The organism is Tychonema sp. LEGE 07196 (assembly GCF_963890365.1).
Taxonomy (GTDB): domain Bacteria; phylum Cyanobacteriota; class Cyanobacteriia; order Cyanobacteriales; family Microcoleaceae; genus Microcoleus.
Map to the genome: position 1 here is coordinate 37,263 of NZ_CAWPRX010000029.1, position 26,631 is coordinate 63,893.

Genomic DNA, 26,631 nt, shown 5'->3' on the forward strand with positions numbered 1-26,631 from the left:
TTTACCAGAGACATACTCGTCACTAAATGTGCTATGGTAGTGAAATGTTAACCATGAATTACCGCTACCGAATCTATCCAACCGTCGCTCAAGCGCAGTCGCTTTTTGAGTGGATGGATACTTGTCGCGTTGCCTATAACTACGGGTTGCGAGAAATTAAGGATTGGTGTAATGGTCGGAAATGTTTGGTTGACAGATGTTCTATCAGGCATGAGTACATCATACCTGCGGATACTCCTTTCCCTAGCGAAGTAAACCAACTCAACGCACTGCCCGGCGCTAAAAAGGTATTTCCCCGATTGAGTGAAGTACCGAGCCAAGTGTTGCAGCAAGCGCTCAAGCAGTTACACCGAGCCTGGGAAGGATTTCAAAAAATTGGGCATGGATTCCCTCGATTCAAGAAGTTTGGTCAATTCAAGTCTTTGCTGTTCCCGCAGTTCAAAACCAATCCGGTGACTGGTACGCATATTGCTTTACCAAAATTGGGGTTGATTCCAATCAACCTGCATCGCCCAATACCGAGTGGATTTGTGGTTAAACAGGTGCGGATAATCAATAAAGCAGATATCTGGTACGCCTCTATCAATATCCAATGCAATGTCAGCGTTCCAGATCCAATGCCTCACGGTCATCCTATTGGGGTAGATGTGGGGCTTGAGAAGTTTCTAGCAACTAGCGACGGTATTCTCGTAAAATCGCCCAAATTCCTGAAAGTAATGCTCCGCAAGCTGAAATTGCTGCAACGCAGACTTTCTCGAAAGAAGAAACGTTCTAAAAATTACGAAAAACAACGTATCAAGGTTGCCAGACTTCACCACACAATTGACAGCACTCGTAAAGATTTCCACTTCAAACAAGCTCATACGCTTTGCGATGCTGGCGATATGGTCTTCATGGAAGACTTGGATTACAGAATCCTAGCCAAAGGAATGCTGGGGAAACAAATGCTTGACGCTGGATTTGGACAATTCCGAACCATCGTCAAATACCTGTGTTGGAAACGCGGTAAATTTTTTGGTGAAGTTTGTGCTAGAGGTACTTCGCAGGAATGTCCTGAATGCGGTACAAAAGTCAAAAAAGACTTAAGTGTCAGGGTGCATTCTTGTTCTAATTGTGGCTACACAACCGATAGAGATGTCGCCAGCGGTCAAGTAATTAGAAATAGAGGAATAGCTTTGGTTAATACCGATGGACAGTCGGGAATTCAAAATGCCTATGCAGACGGTTTGCCGGGGATTGAGGTGTCTCAATCTAGGTCAAAGTCGAAAACCCGCGAGGGAATAACTAGGAAATCTAAGAAGTGATTCAAAGAAGCTCCGCACCTTTAGGTCGGAGTAATGTCACTAACTTTTGCGGCTGACAACGTTAATTCGATCGCTCAACTGACGCAAAGTTTGAGCCAAATTCGGGTCAGTGTTCCGCAACTGAGCAATTTTGTCGCAACTGTAAAGCACCGTCGTGTGGTCTTTTCCGCCGAACACTTCGCCAACCTTCGGCAAACTCAAAGCAGTATGCTGCCGAATTAAATACATCCCTATTTGACGGGCGAGACTAATTTCGCGCCGGCGGGAAATTCCTTTCAAATCTTCAACAGAAACATCAAACGCCTCAGCCACCACTGCAATTACCGCATCGGGAGTCGCCTGTACCGTTTCAGTTTGCGGATTCAAAACCGGGGCGATATTCTCAACTGTCATCGGCAAACCGGTAATGGAAAGATATGCTACGGCCCGAATCAAAGCTCCTTCTAATTCCCGCACATTGGAAGTATAGCTAGAAGCAATGTATTCAATCACATCTCGCGGCAACCGCATATTTTCGTACTCACCTTTTTTCTGCAAAATTGCCATCCGCGTTTCCAAGTCTGGCAATTGAATATCAGCAATTAATCCCATCGAAAATCTGGAACACAAACGCTCTTGCAGGCGGGGGATTTGTTGCGGCGGGCGATCGGAAGCTAAAACTACTTGATTTCCAGATTCGTGCAAAGTATTAAACGTATGAAAAAATTCTTCTTGAGTGTATTCTTTGCCTTCGATAAATTGAATATCATCTATTAATAAAACATCCGCTGCCCGATAATGATCGCGGAAACTTTGCATACTATCTTTGCGAATTGCGACAATTAAATCGTTAGTAAATTTTTCAGTAGAAACGTAAAAAATCTTGGCGTTGGGATCAATTTCCAAGCGATAATGACCGATCGCCTGCATCAGATGAGTTTTCCCCAAACCAACGCCGCCGCACAAAAATAAGGGATTGAATTCTCGACCCGGAGACTCGGCTACTGCGAGGGCTGCTGCGTGAGCCATGCGGTTGTTGGAACCGACGACAAAGCGGGAAAATACGTATTTGGGGTTTAAATTAGCGGGTTTAGGCGGGTGAAGCGATTTGTTTTCGGGGACATCGGCGGCGATGGGGGAGGGCCAAATTGTGGCGGAGTCGCTGCTGTCGCCTGTTTCATTTCCCCCGGCAATTGTCAAGTAAATGTCTACGGGATAGCCGAGAATTTCTTCGACTGCATCAGCAAGGATTTCTCTGTAATATTTTTGCAACCAATTGCGAGCAAAGGGGTTGGGGGCGCTGACGATCAAACAGTTATTTTCGAGCTGTTCGGCTCTGGCAGTTTTGATCCAAGTCTCAAAGCTAGGTCTGCTCAGTTGTACCTGGAGACGTTCAAGTATCTGATTCCACAGATTTTCGAGGGGAATGTCCATCGATTACCTCTGCCGATCGGCATTTAAGAGATTTTCAAGTCCAAACAGTTCAGTTTAGTCGAGTTGGTGGTTGGGAAGCTAGAGCGGCCCAAGATTGGGCGGTTTCAACCGTATCTCTTAGCAAAATCAGCGAAAATCGGCAATCAAAAATCCAAAATGAGAAGCTGAATGCTAAAGTTTAAGGGAGTCTGCCGTAGCTTGCGGGGCGGGACACCATCGCCCAAAAATTTTGCGGCTCTGCGGCGATATAGCAGGTATCAAAGAGCTGCTAAGCAAATATTTAAATGTGGCAGGAAAGCCTAAAAACGTGGCTATGAAGAGTTCTACAGGCAAGTTTTGGAAGCAACCGGCAATTTACATATTGCTGCTGGTAACGGGGGCCGGAGCCGCCATGTTGGGCGATCGGCTGACGGTTTCTCAATTACGTCCTAATTCTGGTGATTCGAGACAAGAGGTGATGCAACCGAAATTGCAACTGCCTCCTAAGACTGAGGTTAAAGGTAGCAAAGTATTGCCGCAGGTTCCTTTGTCGGGCGATGCAGCTAATGTAAATTTCATTGTGGCTGCGGTGGAAAAAGTAGGCCCGGCGGTGGTGCGGATCGATGCTTCGCGCTTGGTGAAACCGACAAATAGATCGCTTTCGCCGGAAGATTTTTTTGGTGCAGAACCGAATTCGGGCGGCAGGGGCGGGATCGAACGGGGTACGGGTTCGGGTTTCGTGATCGGGGCCGACGGCGTGATTCTCACTAACGCTCACGTTGTAGAGGGTGCAGATACGGTAAGTGTAACTCTCAGGGACGGCCGCAGCTATCAGGGGCGGGTGTTGGGGGCGGATAAGGTGACGGATGTGGCTGTGGTGAAGATTGAGGCGACTGCTCTGCCTGTGGCGGCGATCGGCAATTCTGATAAGCTGTTGCCTGGGGAATGGGCGATCGCGATCGGCAATCCTTTGGGTTTGGACAATTCCGTAACTGCGGGGATTATTAGCGCTACGGATCGATCGAGCTCTGATGTGGGCGTACCCGACAAGCGCATCGGTTTTATTCAAACAGACGCTGCAATCAATCCGGGGAATTCCGGCGGCCCGCTGCTGAATGCTTCGGGGGAAGTTATTGGGATGAATACCGCGATTATTCAAGGCGCTCAAGGATTGGGCTTTGCGATTCCGATTCAGGCGGCGCAACAGGTAGCGCAGCAACTGATTTCGACGGGGAAAGTCGAACACGCTTATTTGGGCATTGAAATGGCGACGCTGACTCCTGATGTTAAGCAGCAAATTAACAGCAATCCTAATAGCAATTTGCGAGTTGCAGTCGATCGGGGTGTGGCTATTGTGAGTGTAGTTCCCAATTCTCCGGCGGCGGCCGCAGGTTTGCGGGCTGGAGATGTGATTCAAAAGATTAACAATCAGCCGATTATTCAGTCGGAAGCTGTTCAGGATTTCGTGCAAAATGCCAAGGTTGGCGGCCTGTTGCAAATGGAGATTAATCGCAACGGGCAAATAGTTAATTTAACTGTACAACCGGGGAGTTTGCCTGTTCAAAAAATTCGATAAAAAGTTCGGCAACGGATTTTGTATAGAATCCATTTGAGATATTTTATGTTAAATCAACCTGCATCAGAAATCGAATTGTTACGCGCGGCCTACGCTGCTTTCAACGCGCGAGACATCAACGCCGCCCTCGCCCTCATGACTGCGGACGTGGCTTGGCCGCGAGCGTTCAAAGGCGGTTTTGTCCGTGGACATGAAGAAGTCCGCGCTTACTGGACGGAGCAATGGAGCGAGATCGATCCCCATGTGGAGCCTAGTGCCTTTCACCCAGAGGAGGGCGGGCGGATTTTGGTCGATGTGCACCAAGTCGTGCGCGATATGGCTGGAAGCGTGGTTGCTGATGAGCGGGTTGGTCATCGCTTCACCATCGATCGTGGCTTGATTCAAGTCATGGAGGTCTGTTCACTTCCATCGTCCAGCTAGGTCGCCTAACACTGCGCTCCGGTCGCACAGCTTGAGTCCGTTATGCAGCTAAATTTATAGCAAGTTTTAGCGATCGCCCTAAAAGATATCAAATGGGTTCTACGATCGCCATAAGAGGGCTGAAGCCCAACAACATACCTCACCTATCTGAGAAGGGCTATAACTGATTTAACGGATGTTGGAAAACGGATTTTGTAGCGGATTTAACGGATGTTAGGTAACGGGTTTTGTAGCGGATTTAACGGATATAATTCCCAATAACAACTAACAAATAACAGCTAACAAATAACAACTAACAAATAACAACTAACAAATAACAACTAACTATGCCAGAAATATTACAAATTTCACAATTAGGAAATCCCGTACTGCGCCAACCGTCGCAAGTTGTCGAGAATGTTAAGGACGATCGCATTCAACAGCTAATCGACAACCTAATCTCTACTGTCCAACAGGCGAACGGAGTAGGGATTGCGGCCCCCCAAGCGGCGAAGTGCGATCGGCTGTTCATCGTCGCATCCCGCCCCAACCTGCGCTATCCCCAAGCCCCGAAGATGGAACCGACGGCGATGATTAATCCCCGGATTCTCGCTGCATCCACAGAAACAGTCAAAGACTGGGAAGGCTGTTTGAGTATTCCGGGGATTCGCGGGTTAGTGCCCAGAAGTAGGGCGATCGAGATAGAATACACCTGTAGAGACGGCAAAGTTCACCGACAAGAACTTACAGACTTTGTAGCCCGGATTTTTCAACACGAATACGACCATTTAGAAGGCATCGTGTTTTTAGACAGGGTGGAAAATACCCGAGAACTGATGACTGAGGATGAGTACCAGCAGCAATTTGTCAAGCTCCTGTGATAATTGATATAATGGCGATCGGTAATTAAGATTGATGTTGTGAATAGGAGGGCGAATGTCTATTAACTTGGAAAAAGGCGGGAGAATCAATCTATCTAAAGAAGCACCGGGGCTGAAAAATGCCGGGATCGGTTTGGGATGGGATACTAATGCTACAGACACCGGCGATGCATTTGACTTAGATGCTTCCGTGTTTATGTTGGGTTCTGCTGGCAAAATTCCCAGCGAAAAATACTTTGTTTTTTACAACAACAAAGAGTCGCCCGATACTGCTGTAATACATCTGGGAGATAGCAGAACCGGAGAAGGATTTGGCGATGATGAAACCGTTACAGTCGATTTAACCAAAGTCGATCCGTCGGTAGAAGAAATTGTGTTTGTTGTCACCATCCACGAAGCCGAATCGAGAAGGCAAAACTTCGGTCAAGTGCGAAATGCTTTTATCAGGATTTACGACACCACTACTAACACAGAAGTAACTAAGTACGATTTGGACGAGGATTTTTCTAGGGAGACTGCGGTGGAGTTTGGCAGACTTTATAAGAAAGATGGCGAGTGGAGGTTCCAAGCAGTCGGACAAGGCTACAATTCAGGCTTGCAAAGTTTTGTAGACAAGTATGCTGGATAAAAGGTCGAGATAAAACAATACGGTTCAGATAAAGTCGATCCCCCCTAGCCCCCCCTTAAAAAAGGGAGGGGACAAGAGAGTTCTCTTTCGTCCCCTTTCTTAAGGGGGATGCTACAAGGGATCTCCTGGGAATAAACAAGTCGGACGTACTGTTGAAACCGCCCGGTCTTTTTATCAATCCCATATTGCACGATAAACCTTACAAAATCACAAAACTATGGCTATTAACTTGACAAAAGGACAATCAATTGTTCTCAGCAAAAGCGAATTCGACCTATCCAGAGTGACAATGGCTTTGGGCTGGGATGTCGCGCAAGTTAAAAAAGGTCTTTTCGGTAGAAGCAGCGGTGTAAATTTTGACCTAGATTCCTACGCTTTGCTGCTGGGAGAAAATGGCAAATTAAAAAATTACAAAGAAGATGTAATTTATTACTCTCATTTAGAATCAAACGATAAAACAGTTGTGCATTCCGGCGACAATCTCACCGGGGAGGGAGACGGCGACGACGAACAAATATTGGTGAAACTCAGCTCGTTGCCAGCACAATATCATAAAATTATCCTGGGTGTAAATATTTACAATGGCAAAGAAAGAAAACAGCATTTTGGCATGGTAGAAAATGCTTACGTGAGGGCTGTAGATGCAGGCGGGAAAGAAATCGCTCGCTATCGCTTGTCAAATGATCCTTCCTATGAAGGCAAATTAAATATGTTGATGGGAGAAGTTTATCGAGAAGGTAGCGAGTGGAAATTTAAGGCTTTGGGAAATCCTTTGACTGAAGATATGAATGGCGTTGTCGGTTCGTTTATGCGGTGATATCAATTCCGGTTGCACTCATACATGATTGTTGAGTGTTGAGTGTTGACTGTTGACTGTTGACTGTTGAGTGTTGACTGTTGACTGTTGACTGTTGACTGTTGGCGGTACGACTCGATTTTATTATTCCGATGCAACCGGAAACGATATAGGGGTTCTCACAAAAGTGAGGAATGCCCTATGCCCTATGCCCGGTTTGGCCTATCCCGGATAGTACCTCATCTTTCTGAGAAAGGCTATTTGATATGAAAGAATATGTTTTGAACCGCAGATTAATGCAGATTAACGCAGATGAAATTCTATCTGCGTTAATCTGTGTTCATCCGCAAATATCTGCGGTTGAAAAAGTAACTCTAATCAATCTTTGACTGGCCGCATTGTTGGGAACATCACGGCATCTCGGATGCTTTGAGTATTGGTTAAAAGCATTACCAATCTGTCTACACCGATGCCCATTCCGGCACAATTTGGCATTCCCAAAGATAGCGCTTGGATGAAATCTTCATCCATTGGATGCGCTTCGTCATCTCCTGCATTTTTCTGTGCTAATTGTTCTTCAAACCGCTTTCTTTGCTCTTTCGGATCGTTCAATTCTGAGAATCCGTTAGAGTATTCTGTGCCGTTGATAAATAGCTCGAAACGCTCGACAAATCCGGGTTTGCTGCGGTGTCCTTTGGCTAGGGGACTGACTTCGACTGGGTAGTCGATGATGAATGTAGGTTGAATTAGTTTGGGAACAACTAATTTGTCAAAAACTGCGTAGAGCACGTAGCCTAAACTCTGTTGTTCTAACTTGGAAAGGTGCAGTTCTAGTTTGGTTGCGGAGGATATTGCACTTTCTAAGTCCAAACTGTCAAAATCCAGTCCAAACTCGTCTCTGACAGCTTCTACCATTGTTTTCACTTGCCAGTGTTTGCCGCTAAAACCGGGATATTTTTCGCTGTAGTCGTATTTACGTTCTAAACTGATTGTTTCTCCCTGATTTTCTATTTCCCGCACATCGCCAAATACTTCTGCTGCTGCGAAACAAATCACATCTTCGACAACTGTTAAAATGTCGAATACATCTGCATAAGCTTGGTAAACTTCTAAGGAGGTAAATTCTGGATTGTGGGTGCTGTCAATGCCCTCATTTCTAAAGGCTTTTCCTAGTTCAAATACTCGCTCGAAACCGCCACAAATTGCTCTTTTTAAGAACAATTCTGGGGCGACGCGCAAATACAAATCTACTTCTAAAGCATTGTGGTGGGTGATGAATGGTTTAGCGGCAGCACCGCCGTAAATAGCTTGCAGTGTCGGCGTTTCTATTTCGTAAAAGTTGGCTTTCCAAAGATAGGAACGGATGCTTTGGACGATGCGGCTGCGTAGCATGAAACGGTTGAGGGCTTCTTGGTTGCTAGCTAAGTCCATTTCGCGGTGGCGGCGGCAAACTTCGGGGTCGTTGATGCCGTAATAAGCATCGGGAAATTGGATCGTAGCTTTTGATAAAAGCGTGAATTCCCGAACTAAAATAGAAAGTTCTCCCCTGGGGGTGCGGCAGCCGATGCCTTCTACGCCGACAAAATCGCCGACATCAAGCAATTTTTTGATTTGTTCAAAGCTCAAACCGACTTCGCCGGTGACGATGGCTTTTTCGATTTTGAGTTGAATTTTGTCTGTGGCGTCTTTTAAATCGATGAAGCCAATTTTGCCGCTGTCTCGCTTGGAAATAATGCGGCCGGCTAATCGCAGGGGAATTTCTTCGGGGTCACTTTGTCCGTTTTCGAGTTCTTTTCCTGGCTGACTAAATATTTCGCGAACTTGTTGGGCTGTGTGCGATCGCGCGTAGGATTGACTGGGATACGGTTCTATGCCTTGCGATCGCAGTTCGTCTACTTTTTGACTGCGGACTTCGGCTTCACTCAGAGTCATTAGTTATTGCCTAATTAAAATTACCAATATCTTAGATCTTGCACTGCATTGTCACATTCACAGGCTTTCTGGTCTGTTCCACAACTCAATTCTTTTGTGGGTAGGCCGACGGCGGATGCCCGAAAGCTCGATCGCAACAGGTGCAAGATGTCAGAAACACCAAACTCTATCATAACTGAGCTGCCTGACGGGGCCAATTTGCTAAATAATTCAGAGACACGCTGCTTTTTGTACCCTGGCTGCTGAAATATTTGCGATCGCAAATTGTTATCGACAGCATAAAGCGGGCGAAACATTAAAAAATTAAGTTGTCTGTCGGTCGCAACAGGTGAGATGATATGTAGTGCAGTCTCACGGCAGTTCCACAGAAACTCCATAGCAGACACGCGAGCGATCGAACTCGACTCATCGCACCTCTGCCAAAATTGACCACACAGATCGTGTCCGGTCGGTCGATCGTACTATTTGGTTTGGGGCGTTTACTAAAACTCTGGTTTTGATGAGGATTATTGGTTAACTCGCCCCTACAACAATCACGGTCAATTCACCGGATATGAGCTCGCACACACTCTCTCATACATATAAAAACCAGAATTATGGCTGTTGCAACCAAATCAATCGAAGAACTCTGCATTAACTCTATCCGCTTTCTCGCCATCGATGCGGTAGAAAAAGCAAAATCAGGACATCCAGGACTACCGATGGGCGCTGCGCCTATGGCCTTCGTACTGTGGGATCGCTTCATGCGGTTCAACCCTAAAAACCCTAAGTGGTTCAATCGCGATCGCTTCGTACTCTCCGCCGGCCACGGCTGTATGCTGCAGTACGCCCTCATGTACCTCGCCGGCTACGATAGCGTCAGCCTCGACGACATCAAGCAATTCCGTCAGTGGGAATCCAAAACCCCCGGACACCCGGAAAACTTCGTCACCGAAGGCGTAGAAGTCACCACCGGCCCCCTGGGACAAGGCATTGCTAACGCCGTCGGTTTGGCAATGGCAGAAGCTCACCTCGCTGCCAAGTTTAACAAGCCCGATAGCACCATTGTTGACCACTACACCTATGTCATCATGGGTGACGGCTGTCACATGGAAGGTATTTCTGGCGAAGCTTGTTCTTTGGCCGGGCACCTCGGACTTGGCAAATTAATCGCCCTCTACGATGACAATCACATTTCCATTGAAGGCGACACTAACTTGGCCTTTACTGAAGATGTCGGCAAGCGTTTTGAAGCCTACAACTGGCACGTCATTACAGTAGACAATACCAACCTCGACGAAGATACTAACGCAGAAGCAGTTCACAAAGCTATTGAAGAAGCCAAAAAAGTCACGGACAAACCGTCTCTGATTAAAGTCCGCACAGTCATCGGTTATGGTTCTCCCAACAAGCGCAATTCTTACAGTTCTCACGGGGCTGCTTTGGGTACCGATGAAGTGAAAGCAACTCGCGATTTCTTGAAGTGGGAATACGCACCGTTTGAAATTCCTGATGATGCTTTGGCTCACTTCCGCAAAGCAGTCGATCGCGGTGCTGCATCCGAACAAGAATGGAATAAAACTTTTGCAGATTATAAAGCAAAATATCCCGCCGAAGCAGCAGAATACGAACGCACGGTTGCTGGCAAACTTCCCGAAGGTTGGGATAAAGTTCTCCCGACTTACAAGGTAGAAGATAAGGCTGATTCGACTCGGAATCATTCTGGAAAATGTTTGAATGCTTTGGCTGCTGTCCTACCTGAATTGATCGGCGGTTCGGCTGACTTGGCATCTTCTAACATGACTCTGCTTAAGGGTGAAAAAGACTTCCAAAAAGGTCAATACGAAGGACGTAACCTGCGCTTTGGCGTGCGGGAACACGCTATGGGCGCGATCGCCAATGGTCTGCTACTCCACGGCGGTTTGATTCCTTACTGCGCCACATTCTTGGTATTTGCCGACTATATGCGCGGTGCAATTCGCCTCTCCGCACTCTCGGAAGCTGGAGTCATCTATGTCATGACTCACGACTCCGTAGCTTTGGGCGAAGATGGCCCCACTCACCAACCAGTCGAAACCATCGCTTCTCTGCGCGCCATCCCCAATTTGTTGGTGATTCGCCCTGCGGATGGAAACGAAACATCCGGTGCTTACAAAGTGGCAGTTGAAAGCCCCAAACGCCCCACATTAATGGCTTTGTCCCGTCAAAACTTGCCGAATTTGGCCGGAAGCTCGATCGAAGGAACAGCCAAAGGCGCTTACATTTTGTCCGACGACGGCGGCACTCCCGACATCATTTTAATCGGCACCGGTGGCGAAACATACCTCTGCGTTGATGCCGCTGAAAAATTGCGCGCCGCAGGCAAAAAAGTCCGCGTCGTTTCCATGCCTTGCTGGAAATTGTTCGACGCACAAGATGCCGCTTACCGCGAATCTGTACTCCCGAAAGCTGTTACCAAACGGTTAGCAGTTGAAGCAGCTTCTAGCTTCGGCTGGGGACGTTATTTAGGTTCCGAAGGCGACAGCATCAGCATCGACACCTTCGGTGCCTCCGCACCAGGCCCCGTTGCTTTAGAAAAGTTTGGCTACACCGTTGATAATGTGGTGGCTAAAGCTAAGGCACTCTTGGGTTAATCGCAGTAGCATAATGAATGATGGGGCGGGCTTTTGGCTCGCCCCCTTTTTTTATAGAAGAAGGAAGAAGGAAGAAGGAAGAAGGAAGAGGGAAGAAGGAAGAGGGAAGAAGGAAGAAGGAAGAAGGAAGAGGGAAGAAGGAAGAAGGAAGAAGGAAGAAGGAAGAAGGAAGAAGTCATTAGTCATCAGTCAGTAGGGGCGGTGGATGGTGCGTGCGGGCCCTCTTAGTTGTCATTAGTCATTAGTCATGTTTTGCTGTCTCCCCGGAGCTTTCCGTCCAACGTCATCAGGAAGAAGGAAGAAGGAAAACGGAAGACGGAAGACTAAAGACTGAAGACTGAAGAAGATCAAACCTTAACCCGCTGCGGTGGGTTTCGTTTGTTTGGCGTGCGAATTCCATTTGCCCGGTCTTATGTATATTTCAAAAATTTGAGATAAGTTATAAGTTATGGGGTTAAATTCCCCGTTACCCAATTACCAATTACCAATTACCAATTACCAATTACCAATTACCCATTCCCCATTACCCATTCCTTTATCATGTGGACTTTTTTAAATAACCTGTTATTCACTAGCAACTATATTTCTCACGGCCACTGTTACCTTTGGCAGCGAGATCTAGTCGCGCTCCACGTAGTGTCAGACTCTATAATTGCCCTGGCTTACTATTCAATACCCGTATCGCTAATTTATTTTAGCACTCAAGGAAAAGACTTGCCCTTTCGCAACATTTTTTTGCTGTTTGGAGCCTTTATTTTCTCCTGTGGCACTACTCATATAATGGAAGTTTGGACGCTTTGGCATCCTGTTTATTGGCTTTCTGGGAGCTTGAAACTGATCACCGCAGTCATTTCTGCTTACACAGCTTTCGCATTGATTCCGTTAATTCCTGAAGCATTAGTTTTCACGAGTCCCGCTCAATTAGAGATAATTAATCAAATACTGCAAACAGAAATCATCGAACGCCGAGAAACAGAAGCTCACTATCAAACTTTAACAGAAGCTTCGCCAGTTGGAATATTTTATGCTGACGATGCCGGAGACTGTTTATATGTCAACGAACGCTGGTGTCAAATTGCTGGAATTACCGGCGATGAAGCTTTGGGTAAAGGGTGGTTGCGAGGCATTCATCCAGACGATCGCGAGAGCGTTTTTGCTCAATGGTATAGCGTCGCGCAGGAGCAATTGCCGTTTAAATCTGAGTACCGTTTTCAACGTCTTGACGACGGTCACGTGAAGTGGGTTTTCGCTCAATCTGTCGGTCAAATCGGAGAAAATGGGGAGGTTAAAAGCTATGTGTGTACCATTACTGATATTACAGAACGCAAGCTGGTAGAAGAGGAAAATCGACTGCTCAATGAAACTCTGGAAAATCGAATTGCCGATCGCACTGCTCAAATGGAAATTTCCAACCAACAATTGCAAAGCGAAGTAGCTTACAGACAAAGAATTGCGATAACTTTGTTGGAATTGACGCAACTGCAAAATGCAATTCTTAACAGCGCTAACTACACAATTATTTCCACTGAACCAGACGGTAAAATTAAAACATTTAATCGCGCCGCCCAGCAACTTTTAGGCTATTCCCCCGGAGAAGTGGTAGGAAAAGTCACGCCAGCCATCATTCACGATCCTCTGGAGGTCAGCAAAAGAGCGGAAGTTTTGTCTCAAGAATTGGGAGTAAAGATAGAGCCGGGAATGGAAGTTTTTTTTACTTTGCCGCGCGGGGGAATGGCTGACGAAAATGAATGGACTTACATTCGCAAAGATGGTTCGCGGTTTCCGGTGCAATTGTCGGTGACAGCCTTATTTGATACTGAAGGAAATATTACTGGTTTTTTGGCGATCGGTCAAGATATTAGCGATGCCGTGGCGACAGCTACGCAACGCAAACAAGCTGAAAAAGAGCTGCGCGACCTCACCAATGCTCTGCAAAATGCGGTGGAAGGCATTTCGCTGCTGGACATTGACGGACGCTATGTGAATGTTAACCGAGCTTACGCTCGTAAATGTGGTTACGAACCGGAAGAAATGCTAGGCATGGAATGGCAGCTTACCGTGCATCCAGACGATGTTGAGATGTTGACATTAGCTTATCAAGAAATGCTAATTTCTGGCAAAGTAGAAGTTGAAGCTAGAGGTGTGCGGAAAAAGGGTTCATTTTTTCACAATCAATTAACAATGGTCAAAGCTTGCGATGCCGAAGGAACCTTTAACGGCTATCACTGTTTTATGAAAGATATCACCGAGCGTAAACTAACTGAAACAGCGTTGCAGGAAAGCGAATTCAAATACAGGCAAATAGTTGAATTAGCAGAAGAAGGTATTTGGGTAATTGATAACAAGGCCGTCACGACTTACGTGAACCGCGCAATGTCGCGAATGCTCGGCTATAGTGAATTAGAAATGTTCGGTCGGCCGCTTTGGGACTTCATGGATGAACCGGAAAAACAACAAGCTCTCGATAATTTCGAGCGTCGCAAGGAAGGTATTGCTGAACAACACGAATTCAAATTCAAAACTAAGGATGGTAAAGATATTTGGACGGATATGTCTACCAGTCCAGTCATGGACTCTCAGGGAAATATGCTATCATGCTGTGCCTTAGTTTATAACATTACAAAACGTAAAATATCGGAGCAACAAATGCTGCAACTTACAGAAGATCTGAAGCGTTCTAACGAAGAATTAGAACAATTCGCTTATGTGGCTTCCCACGATTTGCAAGAACCGCTCCGAGCCGTTACCAGCTACGCTCAATTGCTCGCCCACCGCTATCAAGACAATTTGGATGCTAAAGCAAATAAATATATTCATTATATTGTTGACGGCGCTACCAGAATGCAACAATTGATTAATGATTTGTTGGCCTATTCGCGCTTGGAAACCCGAAGTAAACAATTTGAGCTAGCCGATTGCAATGCTGCTGTCAACCAAAGTTTGTCTAATTTGCAAATTGCGATCGCCGAAACAAAAGCTGTCATCACCTGCGACAGGATGCCAACCGTGATGGCGGATGAATTTCAACTGGTGCAGTTATTCCAAAATTTGCTCGCCAACGGTATCAAATTTTGTCGCGAAGATATCCCGTTGATTCATATCGCTGCGGGCCGGCAAGATAGCGAATGGGTGTTCAGCGTGCGCGATCGGGGCATTGGCATCGATCCGCAATATGCCGATCGCATTTTTATTATTTTTCAACGCCTGCACTCTCGCCGCGAATATTCCGGTACTGGCATAGGTTTGGCGATGTGCAAGCGCATTGTGGAACGCCACGGCGGGCGCATCTGGGTGGAATCTCAAGAAGGAAAAGGAGCGACTTTTTACTTTACTATTCCTATAATTAGTATCTGAAGGCTTAAATTTCATTTATTTTTTTTATAGTCACAAGGATAAACAGGTTATGAGCGATCCAAGCACTGTTAGATTAATTGAGATTCTGTTAATTGAGGATTCGCCCAGCGATGCCGATTTGGCAAGAGAAGTCCTCAGTCAGGGTAAAATATTGAATAACTTGCATTTTGTGGAGGATGGAGTCGAAGCAATCAAGTTTTTACGCAAAAAAGCACCCTATCTGGACGTACCCCGTCCCGATTTGATTTTGCTAGATTTGAATCTGCCGAAAAAAAGCGGTGTTGAAGTGCTAGAAGAAATTAAAACTGACCCGAAGTTAAAATTAATTCCTGTCGTGATTCTCAGCACTTCTGCTGCTCCCGAGGATATTCTCAAGTCCTACTCGCTCCATGCCAACTGTTATATAACTAAGCCTGTAGACTTTGTAGAATTTACTAAAGTAGTCAGGTTAATTGAGGAATTCTGGCTCGCCGTTGTCCACCTTCCTGTAATTTATTAATGGATTGAGGATTGGTGGCTGGCGGTAGTGACACTTTTAGAATAATAGCTTAACAAATAAAAATTGCATAAAAAAACCAAAAAGTTTAACCTGAGATTGATACGCAGTGAAAATGTTACAGTCAAAAATCTTTAAGCTATGTGGATTAAGATTCTGTTAGTAGAAGACAATCCGGCTGATGCTGATTTGCTTGCAGAACTGTTGGAAGTATCTGTCGGAGTGGAGTGGGAACTCGTGTCTGTTGAATTCCTGCACGAGGCGATCGCCCAACTGGGCAAGCAATCCTTTGATATAGTTTTGCTAGACCTTTCTTTGCCCGACAGCCACGGTTTGAAAACGCTAACTCGACTGCGAGAAGTGGCTCCCGATGCGGCAATGGTGGTAATGACAGGCTTGGACGATGAGGCGATCGGACTCGAATCAGTGCGCTTGGGAGCCCAAGATTACATTGTTAAAGGTCAAATTACCACTCAATTATTAGTGCGGACGATCCGCTACGCGATCGAACGTTCTCAAACATTTCAAATGCTGCGGGAAAGCGAGCGGCGTTTTAGGGCGATTTTTGACTCTTCCTTTCAGCTTACCAAACTGCTGACTCCCGAAGGAATCGTGCTGGAAGTGAACCAGACAGCCCTAGATTTTGCCGGAGTTCGATCGCAAAATATTGTAGGCCGCCCGATTTGGGAACAGTTGATTTGGCAACAATCACCAAATGGTAAAGAACAATTAAAAGAAGGTCTCGCCAAGGCTGCTAAGGGTGAATTTTTTCGCCGCGAAATAGACTTTTTAGGCAAAAGTGGCCAAATTATCACAGTTGATTTATCACTGAAACCTGTTAAAAATGACACGGGACAAGTTTTGCTGCTGATTGCTGAAGCCCGCGACATTAGCGATCGCAAACGAGCCGAAGCAGAAATTCTCAAAACCCTCGCACGAGAAAAAGAACTTTCCGAACTGCGAGCCAAATTTGTGACAATGGTTTCCCACGAGTTCCGCACCCCCTTGACAACCATCCAATTTTCGAGTGGATTGCTGCAAGACTACAGTTCTAAGTGGACTGAAGATAAAAAATCTACTCATTTTGCGCGGATTCAAATAGCAATTAAACGCATGACAGAGTTATTAGAAGATATTCTAGTAATTGGCAAAATCGAAGCAAACACCTTGCAGTTTCAACCAGTTTCCTTAAACCTCGAAAAATTTTGCCGCCAACTGGTAGAAGAACAGCAGCTCAACGACAGCAACCAACACCCGATCGCCTTTAAACATGAAGGCGACAACTGCGACGCTCAAATGGATGAAAAACTGCTGCGGCAAATCTTGGGAAACATCCTCTCAAATGCTATCAAATATTCCCCCGCCGGCAGTACAATTTCCTTACAGCTCAACTGTCAAAACCAAAAAGCTGTTTTCCAAGTTCAAGACCGCGGCATCGGGATTCCCCAAGCCGATCTAGAGCGCATCTTGGAAACTTTTTACCGCTCTACAAATGTCGGCACTATTTCGGGAACTGGCCTCGGTTTAGCCATTGTGAAACGGGCTGTGGAACTGCACGGCGGCCAAATGGCGATCGACAGCCAAGAAGAAAAAGGTACAACTTTCACTATTACCTTGCCTTTGATTTCACAAACACAATAATCACTTAATGCTTAACTATAAAGATCAACCAATCACCTAAATTTTAGCAAAAAATCACAAAATTGTCAAGGTTCTGAAAGAACAATTTTCTAATCAACTATTAATTAAAAGGAGTAACGACCGTGGCAAAAATTTTGGTAATAGAAGACGAAGAATCGATTAGAGAAAATATTTTAGATTTACTTGAAGCCGAGAATTTTCAAGGAATTGGAGCCACCAACGGCCGAGCCGGCATCAAATTGGCGATCGCCCAAATCCCAGATTTAATTTTGTGCGACATGATGATGCCGGAAATAGACGGTCACGCCGTCCTCAAAGCCTTGCGCTCCGAACCCCTAACTGCCACAATTCCATTTATTTTCCTCACAGCCAAAGCCGATAAAAATGACATTCGCACGGGCATGGAACTAGGAGCCGACGATTACATTACTAAGCCTTGTACGCCGCAAGAATTGCTAAAAGCAATTGCTATTCGACTTGAAAAATATAAAACCATTAGCAAGCAGTCTCAAAAAACCCTAGACGAATTGCGGACTAATATTAGTATGTCTCTTCCCCACGAATTGCGGACTCCTTTGAATGCCATTCTGGGTTTTTCTGAGCTAATATTATCCGAATATCAAGTCTTTGAAAAAGCAGAAATATTAGAAATGATCGGTCAAATTAACACTTCCGGTCATCGCTTGTACAGGCTGATTCAAAACGTTTTGCTTTATGCAGAACTGGAAATAGCCGCCACAAATCCCGAACAGCTAAAAGAGATGCGTAGCAGCGAATTTAGCTGCGTCAAATCTTTGCTGACTGAAAAAGCGCGGCAGCAAGCAAAACAAGTGAATAGAACCGACGACTTACAATTAAATTTGCAAGATTCGTCAGTCGCTATCGATTCTATAAAACTCACAAAAATTGTTGAGGAACTGCTCGACAATGCCTTCAAATTTTCTGTAGAAGGAACCCCAGTTTTTTTAAGCACTTTTATCGAAGATCGGACGTTTATTCTCTCTGTAAAAGACCAAGGACGCGGCCTGACTCCCGATCGCATTGCACAACTAGAAGCTTACAGACAGTTCGATCGCAAACTATACCAACAAGCAGGTTTGGGATTGGGCTTAGCCATAGTTCAACGCCTTGCAGAATTGCACGGAGGAAGATTTAAAATAGAAAGTTTACCGCAGCAAGAAACAATTGTTTGCGTTTCCCTGCCCATCTAAAAAATAATTATATCGTGTCCGATCGATTCATATCAAATTTTCTATTCATCGGAATACTAAATTAACAGTTAACAGTTAACAGTTAACATCATGTATGAGTGTAACCGTATTTGTTATGGTGTTCAGCAGGACATGATATAGTTCCCAACTCTTACGCAATCAGTAGACTTTTTGCAAAAATTCTTTATTATTGTTACAACTTTTTTTATTCATTCTCATTTTTTCAATCTCAAATCCTTCGACGTTAGCGCTCACACCGCAGCCGAAAATTTTAAATAATTTTATATAGAATATATCGCCCGTTTCACACATCGCTGCATATAAATTTTAGCTACCTTATCCTCATGGTTGATTTGTTTACACTGCGAAAACAATCTTCTCGCTTCGACAAACCTATTATTATTGTACAATACCAAACCTTCCTCAAAGATTGTCTTTGTATCTAATTTTTTTTGTCGCACCTCCGGCGGATCTCCCGTGAATATTTCATAAACTGTTACCAATTGCGATTTACCTTTCACTGTAACGCGATCGATCAATCTAAAATCATAAATATCGTTCAACTGTATAAAAGTATGGTGAGTAATTAACATCGAAACTCCATACTCTTTCGTCAAGTTTTCCACGCGGGAAGCTAAATTTACCGCATCGCTAATCACCGTGCTGTCCATCCGACTTTGGCCGCCAACCGTACCTAACATCAAAGAACCTGTATTGATGCCAATGCCAATTTGCAGCGGCGGGCGATCGGGTTGATGACGGCTGACATTATACTCGTTAAGCTGTTCTAACATACCAATTCCAGCTTTCACAGCATCGTCTGCGCTGCCATTAAACAGCGCCATAATCGCATCGCCAATGTATTTATCAATAAAGCCAAAATTCTCAGTAATTACTGGTTCCATCCGCGACAAGTAAGCATTAATAAATTGAAAATTTTCTTCAGGATTCATAGTTTCAGAAAGAGTAGTAAAATCGCGAATATCTGAAAACAGCACCGACATTTCTTTCTGTACTTGATCGCCTAATTTTACGTCCAGAATACTTTCATATCCCAGAAAGTGGAGAAATTGGTGCGGCACAAACCGCCCGTAAGCATCTGTTAAATTTTCTTCCGCTGCTAAAGCTTTTTCGAGCTCGTTTGTGAATTTTTGCCGCTCGGTTTCTACCTCTTGGCGCTCTGTGATATCTTGAAAAACCGCGATCGCGTAAACTATGTTTTTTCGTTCGTCGTAGATTGGAGTCGCCCAAACCTCGATCGGCACAATCTTCTCCGGGCCGTGAATTTCCGCATCGTCAACGTGCACCACTTCCCCCCGCAGCGCCCGTACAATCGGTTGAATTTCGTCCGGGTAAAGCTCATTGCTTCCAGCACAATAAATTTGATAAACTGCAGACAAATTGCTAGGAACAACATCAGAAACCAAACCTTTGCCAAATATTTTTTCAGCCCAAGAATTCATATAGCAAGGTTTTCCGACATTATCTATCACAAATATACCCACCGGCACTGCTTCCAGCAATTGAGTCAGCCGATTTTCACTTTCTAACAGCGCTCCATTTAACTTTTCTTGAGCTACCAAAGCTTTTTCTAAATCATTTGTAAACTTGAGTCGTTCCACATCTACCAGTCTTCGCAAAGTAATATCCTCAGCAAAACCTTGATAGTAAAGCACATCACCGCTAGCATCAAAAACAGTGCGCGCATCCTCAGAAATCCAGATAACACTACCATCTAGCCGATAAACTTCCGACTCAAACTCAGACACGCTACCGTACTTTTCCATCAGCGCCAAAAACTCTTGACGGCGGTGCGGTTGCACGTATAATTCCCGCTGAATATCATTAACACTTGCGATCAATTCTTCAGGGGAATCATAGCCGTAAATTTGAGCCAGAGCAGGATTAGCGCTGAGCAATTTTCCCCCCGGTGCAGTCTGAAAAATACCTTCAAGAGCATTTTCAAATATCTGGCGATACTTCTCTTCAGCTTGCACCAGCGCTGTTTCAGCTTGCTTGCGTTCCGTAATATCAGTAAAAGCAATAATCCCGTAGCAAATATCGCCGATAGAATCATAAATAGGAGTCGCCCAACTCTCCACCGGAATAATCTTATTTCCAGTCCTAATTTCTATACCCTCAGTCCGCACTGTTTCGCCCCGCAGCGCCTGCATAATTGGCAACTCTTCCACAGGACATCTCTCATTAGTTCCGGCTTTATAAAATTGATAAATTGCCGCTTTCTGCTCCGAATTAATATGCGGCACCGTGCCTTTACCAAAAACTTCCCGTGCCTTCTGATTTGCATAAAAAGATTGACCGTGAGCATCCAGCACGCACACGCCCAACGGCATTGCTTCCAGATATTGCGTCAACCGACTTTCGTTTTCGTGGAGTTTGGAAATCAGCATCGCCTGCTTGCGGTTTAATCTTGCCAACTCCTGATTCATCTCCTGAAGTTCTATTTGCTTTTCAGCTAATTGTTTGTCTTGAAAATATCTATAAATCGCCTCAGTGACCGTTAATTTTAAATCATCAGATTGCCAAGGTTTAGCTATGTAGCGGTATAACTTAGCATAGTTAATAGCATTGGCTACCGCCTCCAAATCTGCCTGCCCCGTCAGCATGATTTTGAGAGTTTTCGGCGAAATGGCATGAACGCTCCTCAGTAGCTCGTCTCCTTTCATATTCGGCATAATATGATCGGAAATAACCAAAGGAACTTCATACTGTTCTGCTAAAAGTTCCGATAGCAACTCTAAAGCTTCTTCGCCACTTTGGGCAGTTTCAATTAAATATTTATCTTCAAAGGCTTTGAGTAAGTCTATTTCCAGACTATCGAGTATAGTCTGCTCATCATCAACACAAATAATGACTGGCTTTTTCATAAATTTGCTAGACCAGACTTAATTGCTTCAATTAATTCTTGATTTTTCCAAGGCTTTTGTATGAAAGCATGAAGATTGGCTTGAGCTTTTGTGCGTTCGATTGCTTCTTTATCTGCTTGTCCCGTTAGCATAACTGTCACGATTTGCGGATATTTGTGATGAATTGCAATCAGCAACTCATCTCCTTTCATTCCGGGCATCAACCAATCCGAGACAATCACTAGAATGTTAACCTCATTTTCACATAGCTCTTCAATAATTTCTAACGCTTCTGCTGCACTTTCTGCAAATTCGCACAGATATTTACCGTTAAATGCCTGTTGCAGTTCAATTTCCAGACTTTCCAACACCGCTACTTCATCGTCAACACACAAAATTGCTGGTTTAGACATCGCTAGTTTCCTCCTTTAGTCTGGCTGAGTGAACCCCGACGTGTAAGCACATCGTTGTCTAAATTCTACATTCTGCGGGGTAGACTGCCCATTTTTAGCCCCACATATAGTAGTTAGAGCAAAATATGAAGTATTGACCAATCAATCGCTCACTCCCTCAATTCCTCAATCCCCCAATCTAAAACTTGTACTGAGCGCAGTCGAAATAAGTCGAATAATCTCAAATCTCACCTTTTTGATAAATGCTATAGATATTTGGGGAGTGTCAACTACTCCCTTAAATTTATCGGTACAGACACTATAAATTCTGTTTGCCCTGGCACAGACTTCACATCAATTTTACCCTGATGTTTTTTAATTATTTTATCAACGATATCCAATCCTAACCCGCTGCCTTCTCCAGCAGGTTTAGTTGTAAAAAAAGGCTCAAAAATTCTCGGTAAAATCTCCGGTGTAATCCCCTTGCCGCTGTCGGTAATTTTTACGACAACGTTGGTATCTTGCTGCTGGATATCTATTGTTAAAGTTCCTTGATTGTTCATCGCTTGTAAGGCATTGTGAATTAAATTTGTCCAAACTTGATTGAGCTCGTCGGAATAACAAAATACCATAGGCAATTCAGCTTGATAGTTTCTGACTGTCTCCACACCCTGCTTGAGTTGGTTTTGATAAAGAGTCAATACAGTTTCAATTCCATCCGTAATATTCACCTGTATTTTTTCGCTATTGACATCGTAACGTGCATAATGTTTCAGGGCAAATACGACTTTAGCAGCGCGTTCTGTAGCGGTAGCTATGGTTTTGGCGCTTCTGTGAATGCTAGCAAAATCGTAGGCGGTTTTGATGATATTTTCGCTTTTAGGATCTTTCAGCAATGGCAAGAATTTGTCCAAGTTTCCCTGCAATCCAATATTTACTAAAATGTTAGCAAGACTGTCAGCATTATCAATTTGTTCGGAGTCTAGTTGCTGCTTTACGCCTCTTTTTAATTCCCGTTTTTCTCGCGTAGATAAAGAGTAATTTTGTTGGCGGGCACTGTACATCAAACTTAAAAAATCGTGCTGGCGTTCGGCTGACAGTTCTTTAAAAAAAACTGGTAAACTTTCGAGATTGTTATCCAAAAAGTTGGTAATATTGCCAATAGACGATCGAATTGCGCCCAGTGGTGTATTGATTTCGTGAGCAATACCGGCAATCAGTTGCCCTAATGCGGCCATTTTTTCTGATTGAACTAATTGATGCTGAGTTGCTTGCAGTTCGTCTAAAGTGACTGTCAGTTGATCGTTTTTCTCTTGGAGTTTTTTTTGCAAGTGGCACATTGCTAAATGGGTTTCTACCCTGACTAGAACCTCTTCCATTTGAAATGGCTTGGTAATATAGTCTACCCCTCCAACAGCAAAGGCTTTTACTTTGTCTAGTACGTCATTAATCGCGCTAATAAAAATCACCGGAATGTCGCGAGTGCGTTCGTCTGCTTTGATTTTTTCGCAAACTTCATACCCGTTCATTTCGGGCATCATAATATCCAATAAAATCAAATCTGGAGGCATACCTTTTGCAGCAGAAAGCGCTAATTCACCGTTAGGTACGGGGCGGACTTTATAGCCCTTGCCGTTCAAAATTCCAGCTAGCAGCCGCAAATTAGCTGGGGTGTCGTCAACTACTAAAATATTACCGCGATCGGTGCTAGGAATGTTGTTATTCATGTGATTCTGCTTGAGAGATTAACTTTAAAACTTTGTCGTACTCGAAATTTTCTATACAATGGGCGATCGCACTAGCGGTTACTGTATCCTTTTCTCGAATTTGCTCGATGGATATTTCAATTAAATCCATATCTACATTCAGTATGGCGAGCTTTAAATCCGCTACCAGCGACTCAGGCAATTTTACGAAATCAGCCTCAATCATTTCGCGATCGCGCTCGGGAATTGCCGATAAATTAGCTTGACCCGGATCTTCATAAATATAGCGCACTCCGATATGTTTGTGCATAGCATCAAAAATATCGGCTTCCCGGAAAGGTTTCCGCATAAAAGCATCGCAGCCAGCCGACAAAATAACTGCCCGTTCTTCCTCCAAAACGCTCGCTGTCAGCGCAATAACAGCAGTAGCTTGACCTTTAATCGTGCCTTTAATGTGTTTTGTTGCTTCGTAACCGTCCATCACGGGCATTCTCATATCCATCCAAATTAAATGGGGTTCCCAAGAGTCCCAAAGCTCAATAGCTTCTTCACCGTTAGTAGCTTCTTTGAGTTGAAAATTTAGAGGATGAAGAAGTTTGATTAACAGTTGGCGGTTGAGCGGTTTATCGTCTACAATTAAAATTCGATAAGGGTGTTGATTCGGTGCGAGTGCAATCACATGGCGGGTAGGCTTTTGACTTTCAATATCAGTTGCATCGACCGCAATCACTTGAATGTCAAACTTAAAATTAGTTCCCTCCCCTACAGCAGAACTGACGCTCATTTCGCCGCCCATTAATTCCACAAATTTGCGGCTGATTGGTAATCCCAAACCTGTCCCTTCTTGGGAATCTTTGCCTGATTGGGTTTGCACGAAAGCTTCAAAAAGATTGTCTAATTCATTGGCCGCAATACCAGGGCCACTATCTTGGACTTCAAAATGAATAAAACATGAGGATGTCGAAGCTGAACGGTTGTTTTGGGCTGCATAAGTTACGTATTCTGAATAAATCAATTCGGACTTTTCATAACTGTTATTTGCAGGAGTTACTGTATTTTTTAACTGCTCGTCAAACTCTAATGTTTCGCCGTTGTTTATGCCTGCTGAATGCTTGCTAACTCTGATGACCACACCGCCCTCTAATGTAAATTTAAGAGCGTTATTGAGCAGATTTATCAAGACTTGTCGCAACTTTAACTCGTCACTTTCTACGTATTGCGGCACGTCGGGACTGCAGTCAAAAATTAACTGCAAGTGCTTGTCATCTGCTTTGAGTTGAAACATATCTTCCAAGTCGTGGAGTAGGCGATAGAGGTCGAATTTTTTGGGATTGAGGGTGGTGCGCCCCGATTCAATTTTAGATAAATCGAGTACGTTATTAATCAGGGTGAGGAGGTGTTCTCCGCTGCTACTAATTATGCTAATATTTTCTTGATGTTCTGGGGATAGATTTTGGCTGCGAGTCATCAGTTGGGAAAAGCCGAGAATTGCATTGAGTGGCGATCGCAATTCGTGACTCATGTTAGCCAGAAAGGTGCTTTTAGCTTGATTTGCTACTTCGGCTTTGTCCTTAGCTACAGCCAATTCAGCAGTCCGCTCTCGCACGCGCTGTTCTAAAGTTTCAAAAGATTGTTGCAGTTGTTGAGCCATGCTGTTAAAGGACTGGGCTAATTCCCCCAATTCGTCGGATCGTTGACTTTCTACTGTTTTGTCCCATTCACCTTTAGCAATATTTTTGGCTGCTGTATTTAAGCGCAAAATAGGATTTGTTACCCAGCGAGAAGTTTGAATACCAATGGATACAGCTACTACTAAAGCTGCGAAACAAAGCAAAATCGTCAGACGGGTATTGGCATCGATTTCTTCGGTAAAATCTGCTTCGGGAACTACTACTACAATCAGCCAGTCTAAGCCTTTGCCGTCTTGGAATGGCAGGACTTTTAAAAATTGTCGCTTGCCATTTATTTCAAATTTTAATAATTCAGTTTTTTTAATATTTAATTGTTTAAATTGTGTGGTTAAATATTTGGCTGTAGCTTGAGTAAGAGGGTTACTGCTTTCTTTTACTTTAAATATCTTTTTTTCCTGGCCGCTAGTGCGAAATGGTTTTTCGGTGGTGGAAGTTGCTAACAAATTACCTTGGCGATCGATAATAAAGGCTTGTCCCGATTTTCCAATTTTTAGACTGTTGAGAAATCTGCCTATATAGTCGATACGCAAAGCAGCAATCAATACTCCTTCTAGCTGATTTTTTTCGCTGTATACAGCTTGGACAGCGCTGATAATTAATGTCGGTTCTAGGAAGGAAACGTAAACCGGACTCCATGTGGGCTTGCCTTCTTTTACGGCAACTTTGTAGGAAGAATGTTGTCTACTGTCAATATTCTTGATAACTGTTACTATGGTAGTGCGATCGCCCCTATCATTAGTATTGTAAGAATAAAAATTGACTCCAGTAGATTTCTCGATCACATTCATCGTTCGGGAGCCGTTAGAAAGTTGTTCTCCGGAGCGATAATCTCCCTTTTCGTTACCAACGGCAGTAAAATTGATATAGGGATATAGTTTTACTTGCCGCCAAAGATATTTCTCCCATTTTGACAAATCATCCATTCTTAAAAACCCGATCTTGACTGTATCGAGCTTGCTTTGATTGATTTGATGGGGAGTTGTCAGGTAAACTTGCAGGTTTTGCTCGACACGCAAACTCACCTCGTTCATTAACTGACTGGCAAGGTTGTTAACAGCTTTTTGTCCGTTTTTAAAAGACAAATATCCTACGAGTCCCACTGCTCCGACGATTTGCAGTACAAATGGAACTATGAGAACTGTTCGCAGCGGTAATTTGTCTAAAATTTTAGAAATCATCAGATTTAGAGGTTTGGTGAACTTAGCCTAGAAGCGTCCTTGCAGAGTTTGTCTTGACAGCAGCGCCATCCCCGACGAGCTAGAGGGAATTCATGGAGGCTATATTAGGTGTGGTAGATGTTTAACGGCGATCGAATGCGAACCTAATCTTTGCTATATGAGAGTATATTATTTTACCTATCGTCGTAATTATTGACGATTTAGGCAAAATTTGCAGTCTCTGGCTTCGATAACTGGCTGATGCGCCCTCTGTGGGCGAGTTCCCTAGGGAGCGAGGGGTTTGGAGACTGGCGATCGAATTTGGTTGATCCACTAGCCATTTTCGGCAAGACGTGTTATGATGGCAAAAGTCAAGGGCACGTAGCTCAGTGGATAGAGCATCAGGTTCCGGTCCTGAGGGTCGGGGGTTCAAATCCCTCCGTGCTCATTTTATATGTCTTGTGTTGAGTAAGGATTTCAGGTTAATTATACGCTCGGAGAGGTGGCAGAGTGGTCGAATGCGCCTGACTTGAAATCAGGTGAACCGCAAGGTTCCGTGGGTTCAAATCCCACCCTCTCCGTTTTTGAGAACTAGC

Annotated in this window: 18 protein-coding genes and 2 tRNA genes; 14 read left to right on the forward strand and 6 right to left on the reverse strand. The window is 44.4% G+C overall.

All coding sequences use genetic code 11. The features are described 5' to 3' along the window. The first annotated feature begins 44 nt into the window (after positions 1-44). A complete protein-coding gene (locus tag AACV78_RS03960; protein WP_194008243.1) occupies positions 45-1,304 on the forward strand; it encodes an RNA-guided endonuclease InsQ/TnpB family protein in 1,260 nt (419 codons plus the stop codon). 39 nt (positions 1,305-1,343) lie between these two features. Here the strand turns inward: AACV78_RS03960 and dnaA are convergent, their stop codons facing one another. Beyond that, positions 1,344-2,717, reverse strand: a complete 1,374-nt coding sequence (dnaA, locus tag AACV78_RS03965; protein ID WP_194008242.1) for a chromosomal replication initiator protein DnaA — start codon at positions 2,715-2,717, stop codon at positions 1,344-1,346. Positions 2,718-3,030: 313 nt separating this feature from the next. On the opposite strand from dnaA, the gene AACV78_RS03970 reads away from it, so the two are divergent. The 5 genes from AACV78_RS03970 (at position 3,031) to AACV78_RS03990 (ending at position 6,997) form a co-directional block, all read left to right on the forward strand. Then, complete coding sequence (locus AACV78_RS03970) at positions 3,031-4,272, forward strand: HhoA/HhoB/HtrA family serine endopeptidase (protein WP_194008241.1); 1,242 nt, start codon at positions 3,031-3,033, stop codon at positions 4,270-4,272. A 45-nt stretch (positions 4,273-4,317) separates the two neighbouring features. Further along, the gene (locus AACV78_RS03975; RefSeq protein WP_194008240.1) at positions 4,318-4,692 is read left to right on the forward strand and encodes a nuclear transport factor 2 family protein; all 375 of its coding nucleotides are present in this window, start codon (positions 4,318-4,320) and stop codon (positions 4,690-4,692) included. Between the two features lie 326 nt (positions 4,693-5,018). Continuing rightward, on the forward strand, positions 5,019-5,552 hold the full coding sequence (gene def, locus AACV78_RS03980) for a peptide deformylase (RefSeq protein WP_194008239.1): 534 nt from the start codon (positions 5,019-5,021) through the stop codon (positions 5,550-5,552). A 55-nt stretch (positions 5,553-5,607) separates the two neighbouring features. Next, a complete protein-coding gene (locus tag AACV78_RS03985) occupies positions 5,608-6,180 on the forward strand; it encodes a TerD family protein (protein ID WP_194008238.1) in 573 nt (190 codons plus the stop codon). A gap of 217 nt (positions 6,181-6,397) precedes the next feature. After that, positions 6,398-6,997, forward strand: a complete 600-nt coding sequence (locus AACV78_RS03990; protein WP_194008237.1) for a TerD family protein — start codon at positions 6,398-6,400, stop codon at positions 6,995-6,997. A 357-nt stretch (positions 6,998-7,354) separates the two neighbouring features. Here AACV78_RS03990 and lysS read toward each other — a convergent pair whose 3' ends face one another. Then, positions 7,355-8,908 carry a lysine--tRNA ligase gene (lysS, locus tag AACV78_RS03995; protein ID WP_194008236.1) on the reverse strand — a complete coding sequence of 518 codons (1,554 nt, stop codon included), beginning with the start codon at positions 8,906-8,908 and terminating at the stop codon, positions 7,355-7,357. A 596-nt stretch (positions 8,909-9,504) separates the two neighbouring features. On the opposite strand from lysS, the gene tkt reads away from it, so the two are divergent. The 6 genes from tkt (at position 9,505) to AACV78_RS04025 (ending at position 18,222) form a co-directional block, all read left to right on the forward strand. After that, the gene (tkt, locus tag AACV78_RS04000) at positions 9,505-11,520 is read left to right on the forward strand and encodes a transketolase (RefSeq protein WP_194008235.1); all 2,016 of its coding nucleotides are present in this window, start codon (positions 9,505-9,507) and stop codon (positions 11,518-11,520) included. Positions 11,521-11,533: 13 nt separating this feature from the next. Further along, positions 11,534-11,716, forward strand: a complete 183-nt coding sequence (locus AACV78_RS04005; RefSeq protein ID WP_194008234.1) for a hypothetical protein — start codon at positions 11,534-11,536, stop codon at positions 11,714-11,716. A gap of 344 nt (positions 11,717-12,060) precedes the next feature. Further along, a complete protein-coding gene (locus AACV78_RS04010) occupies positions 12,061-14,874 on the forward strand; it encodes a PAS domain S-box protein (protein WP_228042065.1) in 2,814 nt (937 codons plus the stop codon). A gap of 49 nt (positions 14,875-14,923) precedes the next feature. Further along, the gene (locus AACV78_RS04015) at positions 14,924-15,373 is read left to right on the forward strand and encodes a response regulator (protein WP_194008233.1); all 450 of its coding nucleotides are present in this window, start codon (positions 14,924-14,926) and stop codon (positions 15,371-15,373) included. Between the two features lie 138 nt (positions 15,374-15,511). Next, positions 15,512-17,011 carry a sensor histidine kinase gene (locus AACV78_RS04020; protein ID WP_194008232.1) on the forward strand — a complete coding sequence of 500 codons (1,500 nt, stop codon included), beginning with the start codon at positions 15,512-15,514 and terminating at the stop codon, positions 17,009-17,011. Positions 17,012-17,133: 122 nt separating this feature from the next. Then, the gene (locus tag AACV78_RS04025) at positions 17,134-18,222 is read left to right on the forward strand and encodes a response regulator (RefSeq protein WP_194008231.1); all 1,089 of its coding nucleotides are present in this window, start codon (positions 17,134-17,136) and stop codon (positions 18,220-18,222) included. Between the two features lie 281 nt (positions 18,223-18,503). Here AACV78_RS04025 and AACV78_RS04030 read toward each other — a convergent pair whose 3' ends face one another. The 4 genes from AACV78_RS04030 to AACV78_RS04045 all read right to left on the reverse strand — a co-directional run bounded on the left by AACV78_RS04030 (position 18,504) and on the right by AACV78_RS04045 (position 26,056). Next, positions 18,504-21,110: a PAS domain S-box protein gene (locus AACV78_RS04030; protein WP_194008230.1), complete on the reverse strand. Its 2,607-nt coding sequence runs from the start codon at positions 21,108-21,110 to the stop codon at positions 18,504-18,506. Next, the gene (locus AACV78_RS04035; protein ID WP_194008229.1) at positions 21,107-21,502 is read right to left on the reverse strand and encodes a response regulator; all 396 of its coding nucleotides are present in this window, start codon (positions 21,500-21,502) and stop codon (positions 21,107-21,109) included. Before AACV78_RS04035 ends, AACV78_RS04030 begins: the two co-directional genes overlap by 4 nt. Positions 21,503-21,771: 269 nt before the next feature. Beyond that, a complete protein-coding gene (locus AACV78_RS04040) occupies positions 21,772-23,208 on the reverse strand; it encodes a hybrid sensor histidine kinase/response regulator (RefSeq protein WP_194008228.1) in 1,437 nt (478 codons plus the stop codon). Beyond that, positions 23,201-26,056 (reverse strand): hybrid sensor histidine kinase/response regulator, encoded by a 2,856-nt coding sequence (locus AACV78_RS04045; RefSeq protein ID WP_194008227.1) that lies wholly within the window; start codon positions 26,054-26,056, stop codon positions 23,201-23,203. The genes AACV78_RS04040 and AACV78_RS04045 overlap by 8 nt, the downstream gene beginning before the upstream one ends. 354 nt (positions 26,057-26,410) lie before the next feature. Here AACV78_RS04045 and AACV78_RS04050 point away from each other — a divergent pair. Then, a tRNA-Arg gene (locus tag AACV78_RS04050) sits at positions 26,411-26,483 on the forward strand. Between the two features lie 48 nt (positions 26,484-26,531). Then, positions 26,532-26,616 (forward strand) — tRNA-Ser (locus AACV78_RS04055). Positions 26,617-26,631: the final 15 nt, after the last annotated feature.

Coding starts and splice junctions, on each gene's coding strand:
- AACV78_RS03960 (WP_194008243.1), top strand. CDS start 45: ATGTTAACCATGAATTACCGCTACCGAATCTATCCAACCGTCGCTCAA.
- dnaA (WP_194008242.1), bottom strand. CDS start 2,717: ATGGACATTCCCCTCGAAAATCTGTGGAATCAGATACTTGAACGTCTC.
- AACV78_RS03970 (WP_194008241.1), top strand. CDS start 3,031: ATGAAGAGTTCTACAGGCAAGTTTTGGAAGCAACCGGCAATTTACATA.
- AACV78_RS03975 (WP_194008240.1), top strand. CDS start 4,318: ATGTTAAATCAACCTGCATCAGAAATCGAATTGTTACGCGCGGCCTAC.
- def (WP_194008239.1), top strand. CDS start 5,019: ATGCCAGAAATATTACAAATTTCACAATTAGGAAATCCCGTACTGCGC.
- AACV78_RS03985 (WP_194008238.1), top strand. CDS start 5,608: ATGTCTATTAACTTGGAAAAAGGCGGGAGAATCAATCTATCTAAAGAA.
- AACV78_RS03990 (WP_194008237.1), top strand. CDS start 6,398: ATGGCTATTAACTTGACAAAAGGACAATCAATTGTTCTCAGCAAAAGC.
- lysS (WP_194008236.1), bottom strand. CDS start 8,908: ATGACTCTGAGTGAAGCCGAAGTCCGCAGTCAAAAAGTAGACGAACTG.
- tkt (WP_194008235.1), top strand. CDS start 9,505: ATGGCTGTTGCAACCAAATCAATCGAAGAACTCTGCATTAACTCTATC.
- AACV78_RS04005 (WP_194008234.1), top strand. CDS start 11,534: ATGAATGATGGGGCGGGCTTTTGGCTCGCCCCCTTTTTTTATAGAAGA.
- AACV78_RS04010 (WP_228042065.1), top strand. CDS start 12,061: ATGTGGACTTTTTTAAATAACCTGTTATTCACTAGCAACTATATTTCT.
- AACV78_RS04015 (WP_194008233.1), top strand. CDS start 14,924: ATGAGCGATCCAAGCACTGTTAGATTAATTGAGATTCTGTTAATTGAG.
- AACV78_RS04020 (WP_194008232.1), top strand. CDS start 15,512: ATGTGGATTAAGATTCTGTTAGTAGAAGACAATCCGGCTGATGCTGAT.
- AACV78_RS04030 (WP_194008230.1), bottom strand. CDS start 21,110: ATGAAAAAGCCAGTCATTATTTGTGTTGATGATGAGCAGACTATACTC.
- AACV78_RS04035 (WP_194008229.1), bottom strand. CDS start 21,502: ATGTCTAAACCAGCAATTTTGTGTGTTGACGATGAAGTAGCGGTGTTG.
- AACV78_RS04040 (WP_194008228.1), bottom strand. CDS start 23,208: ATGAATAACAACATTCCTAGCACCGATCGCGGTAATATTTTAGTAGTT.
- AACV78_RS04045 (WP_194008227.1), bottom strand. CDS start 26,056: ATGATTTCTAAAATTTTAGACAAATTACCGCTGCGAACAGTTCTCATA.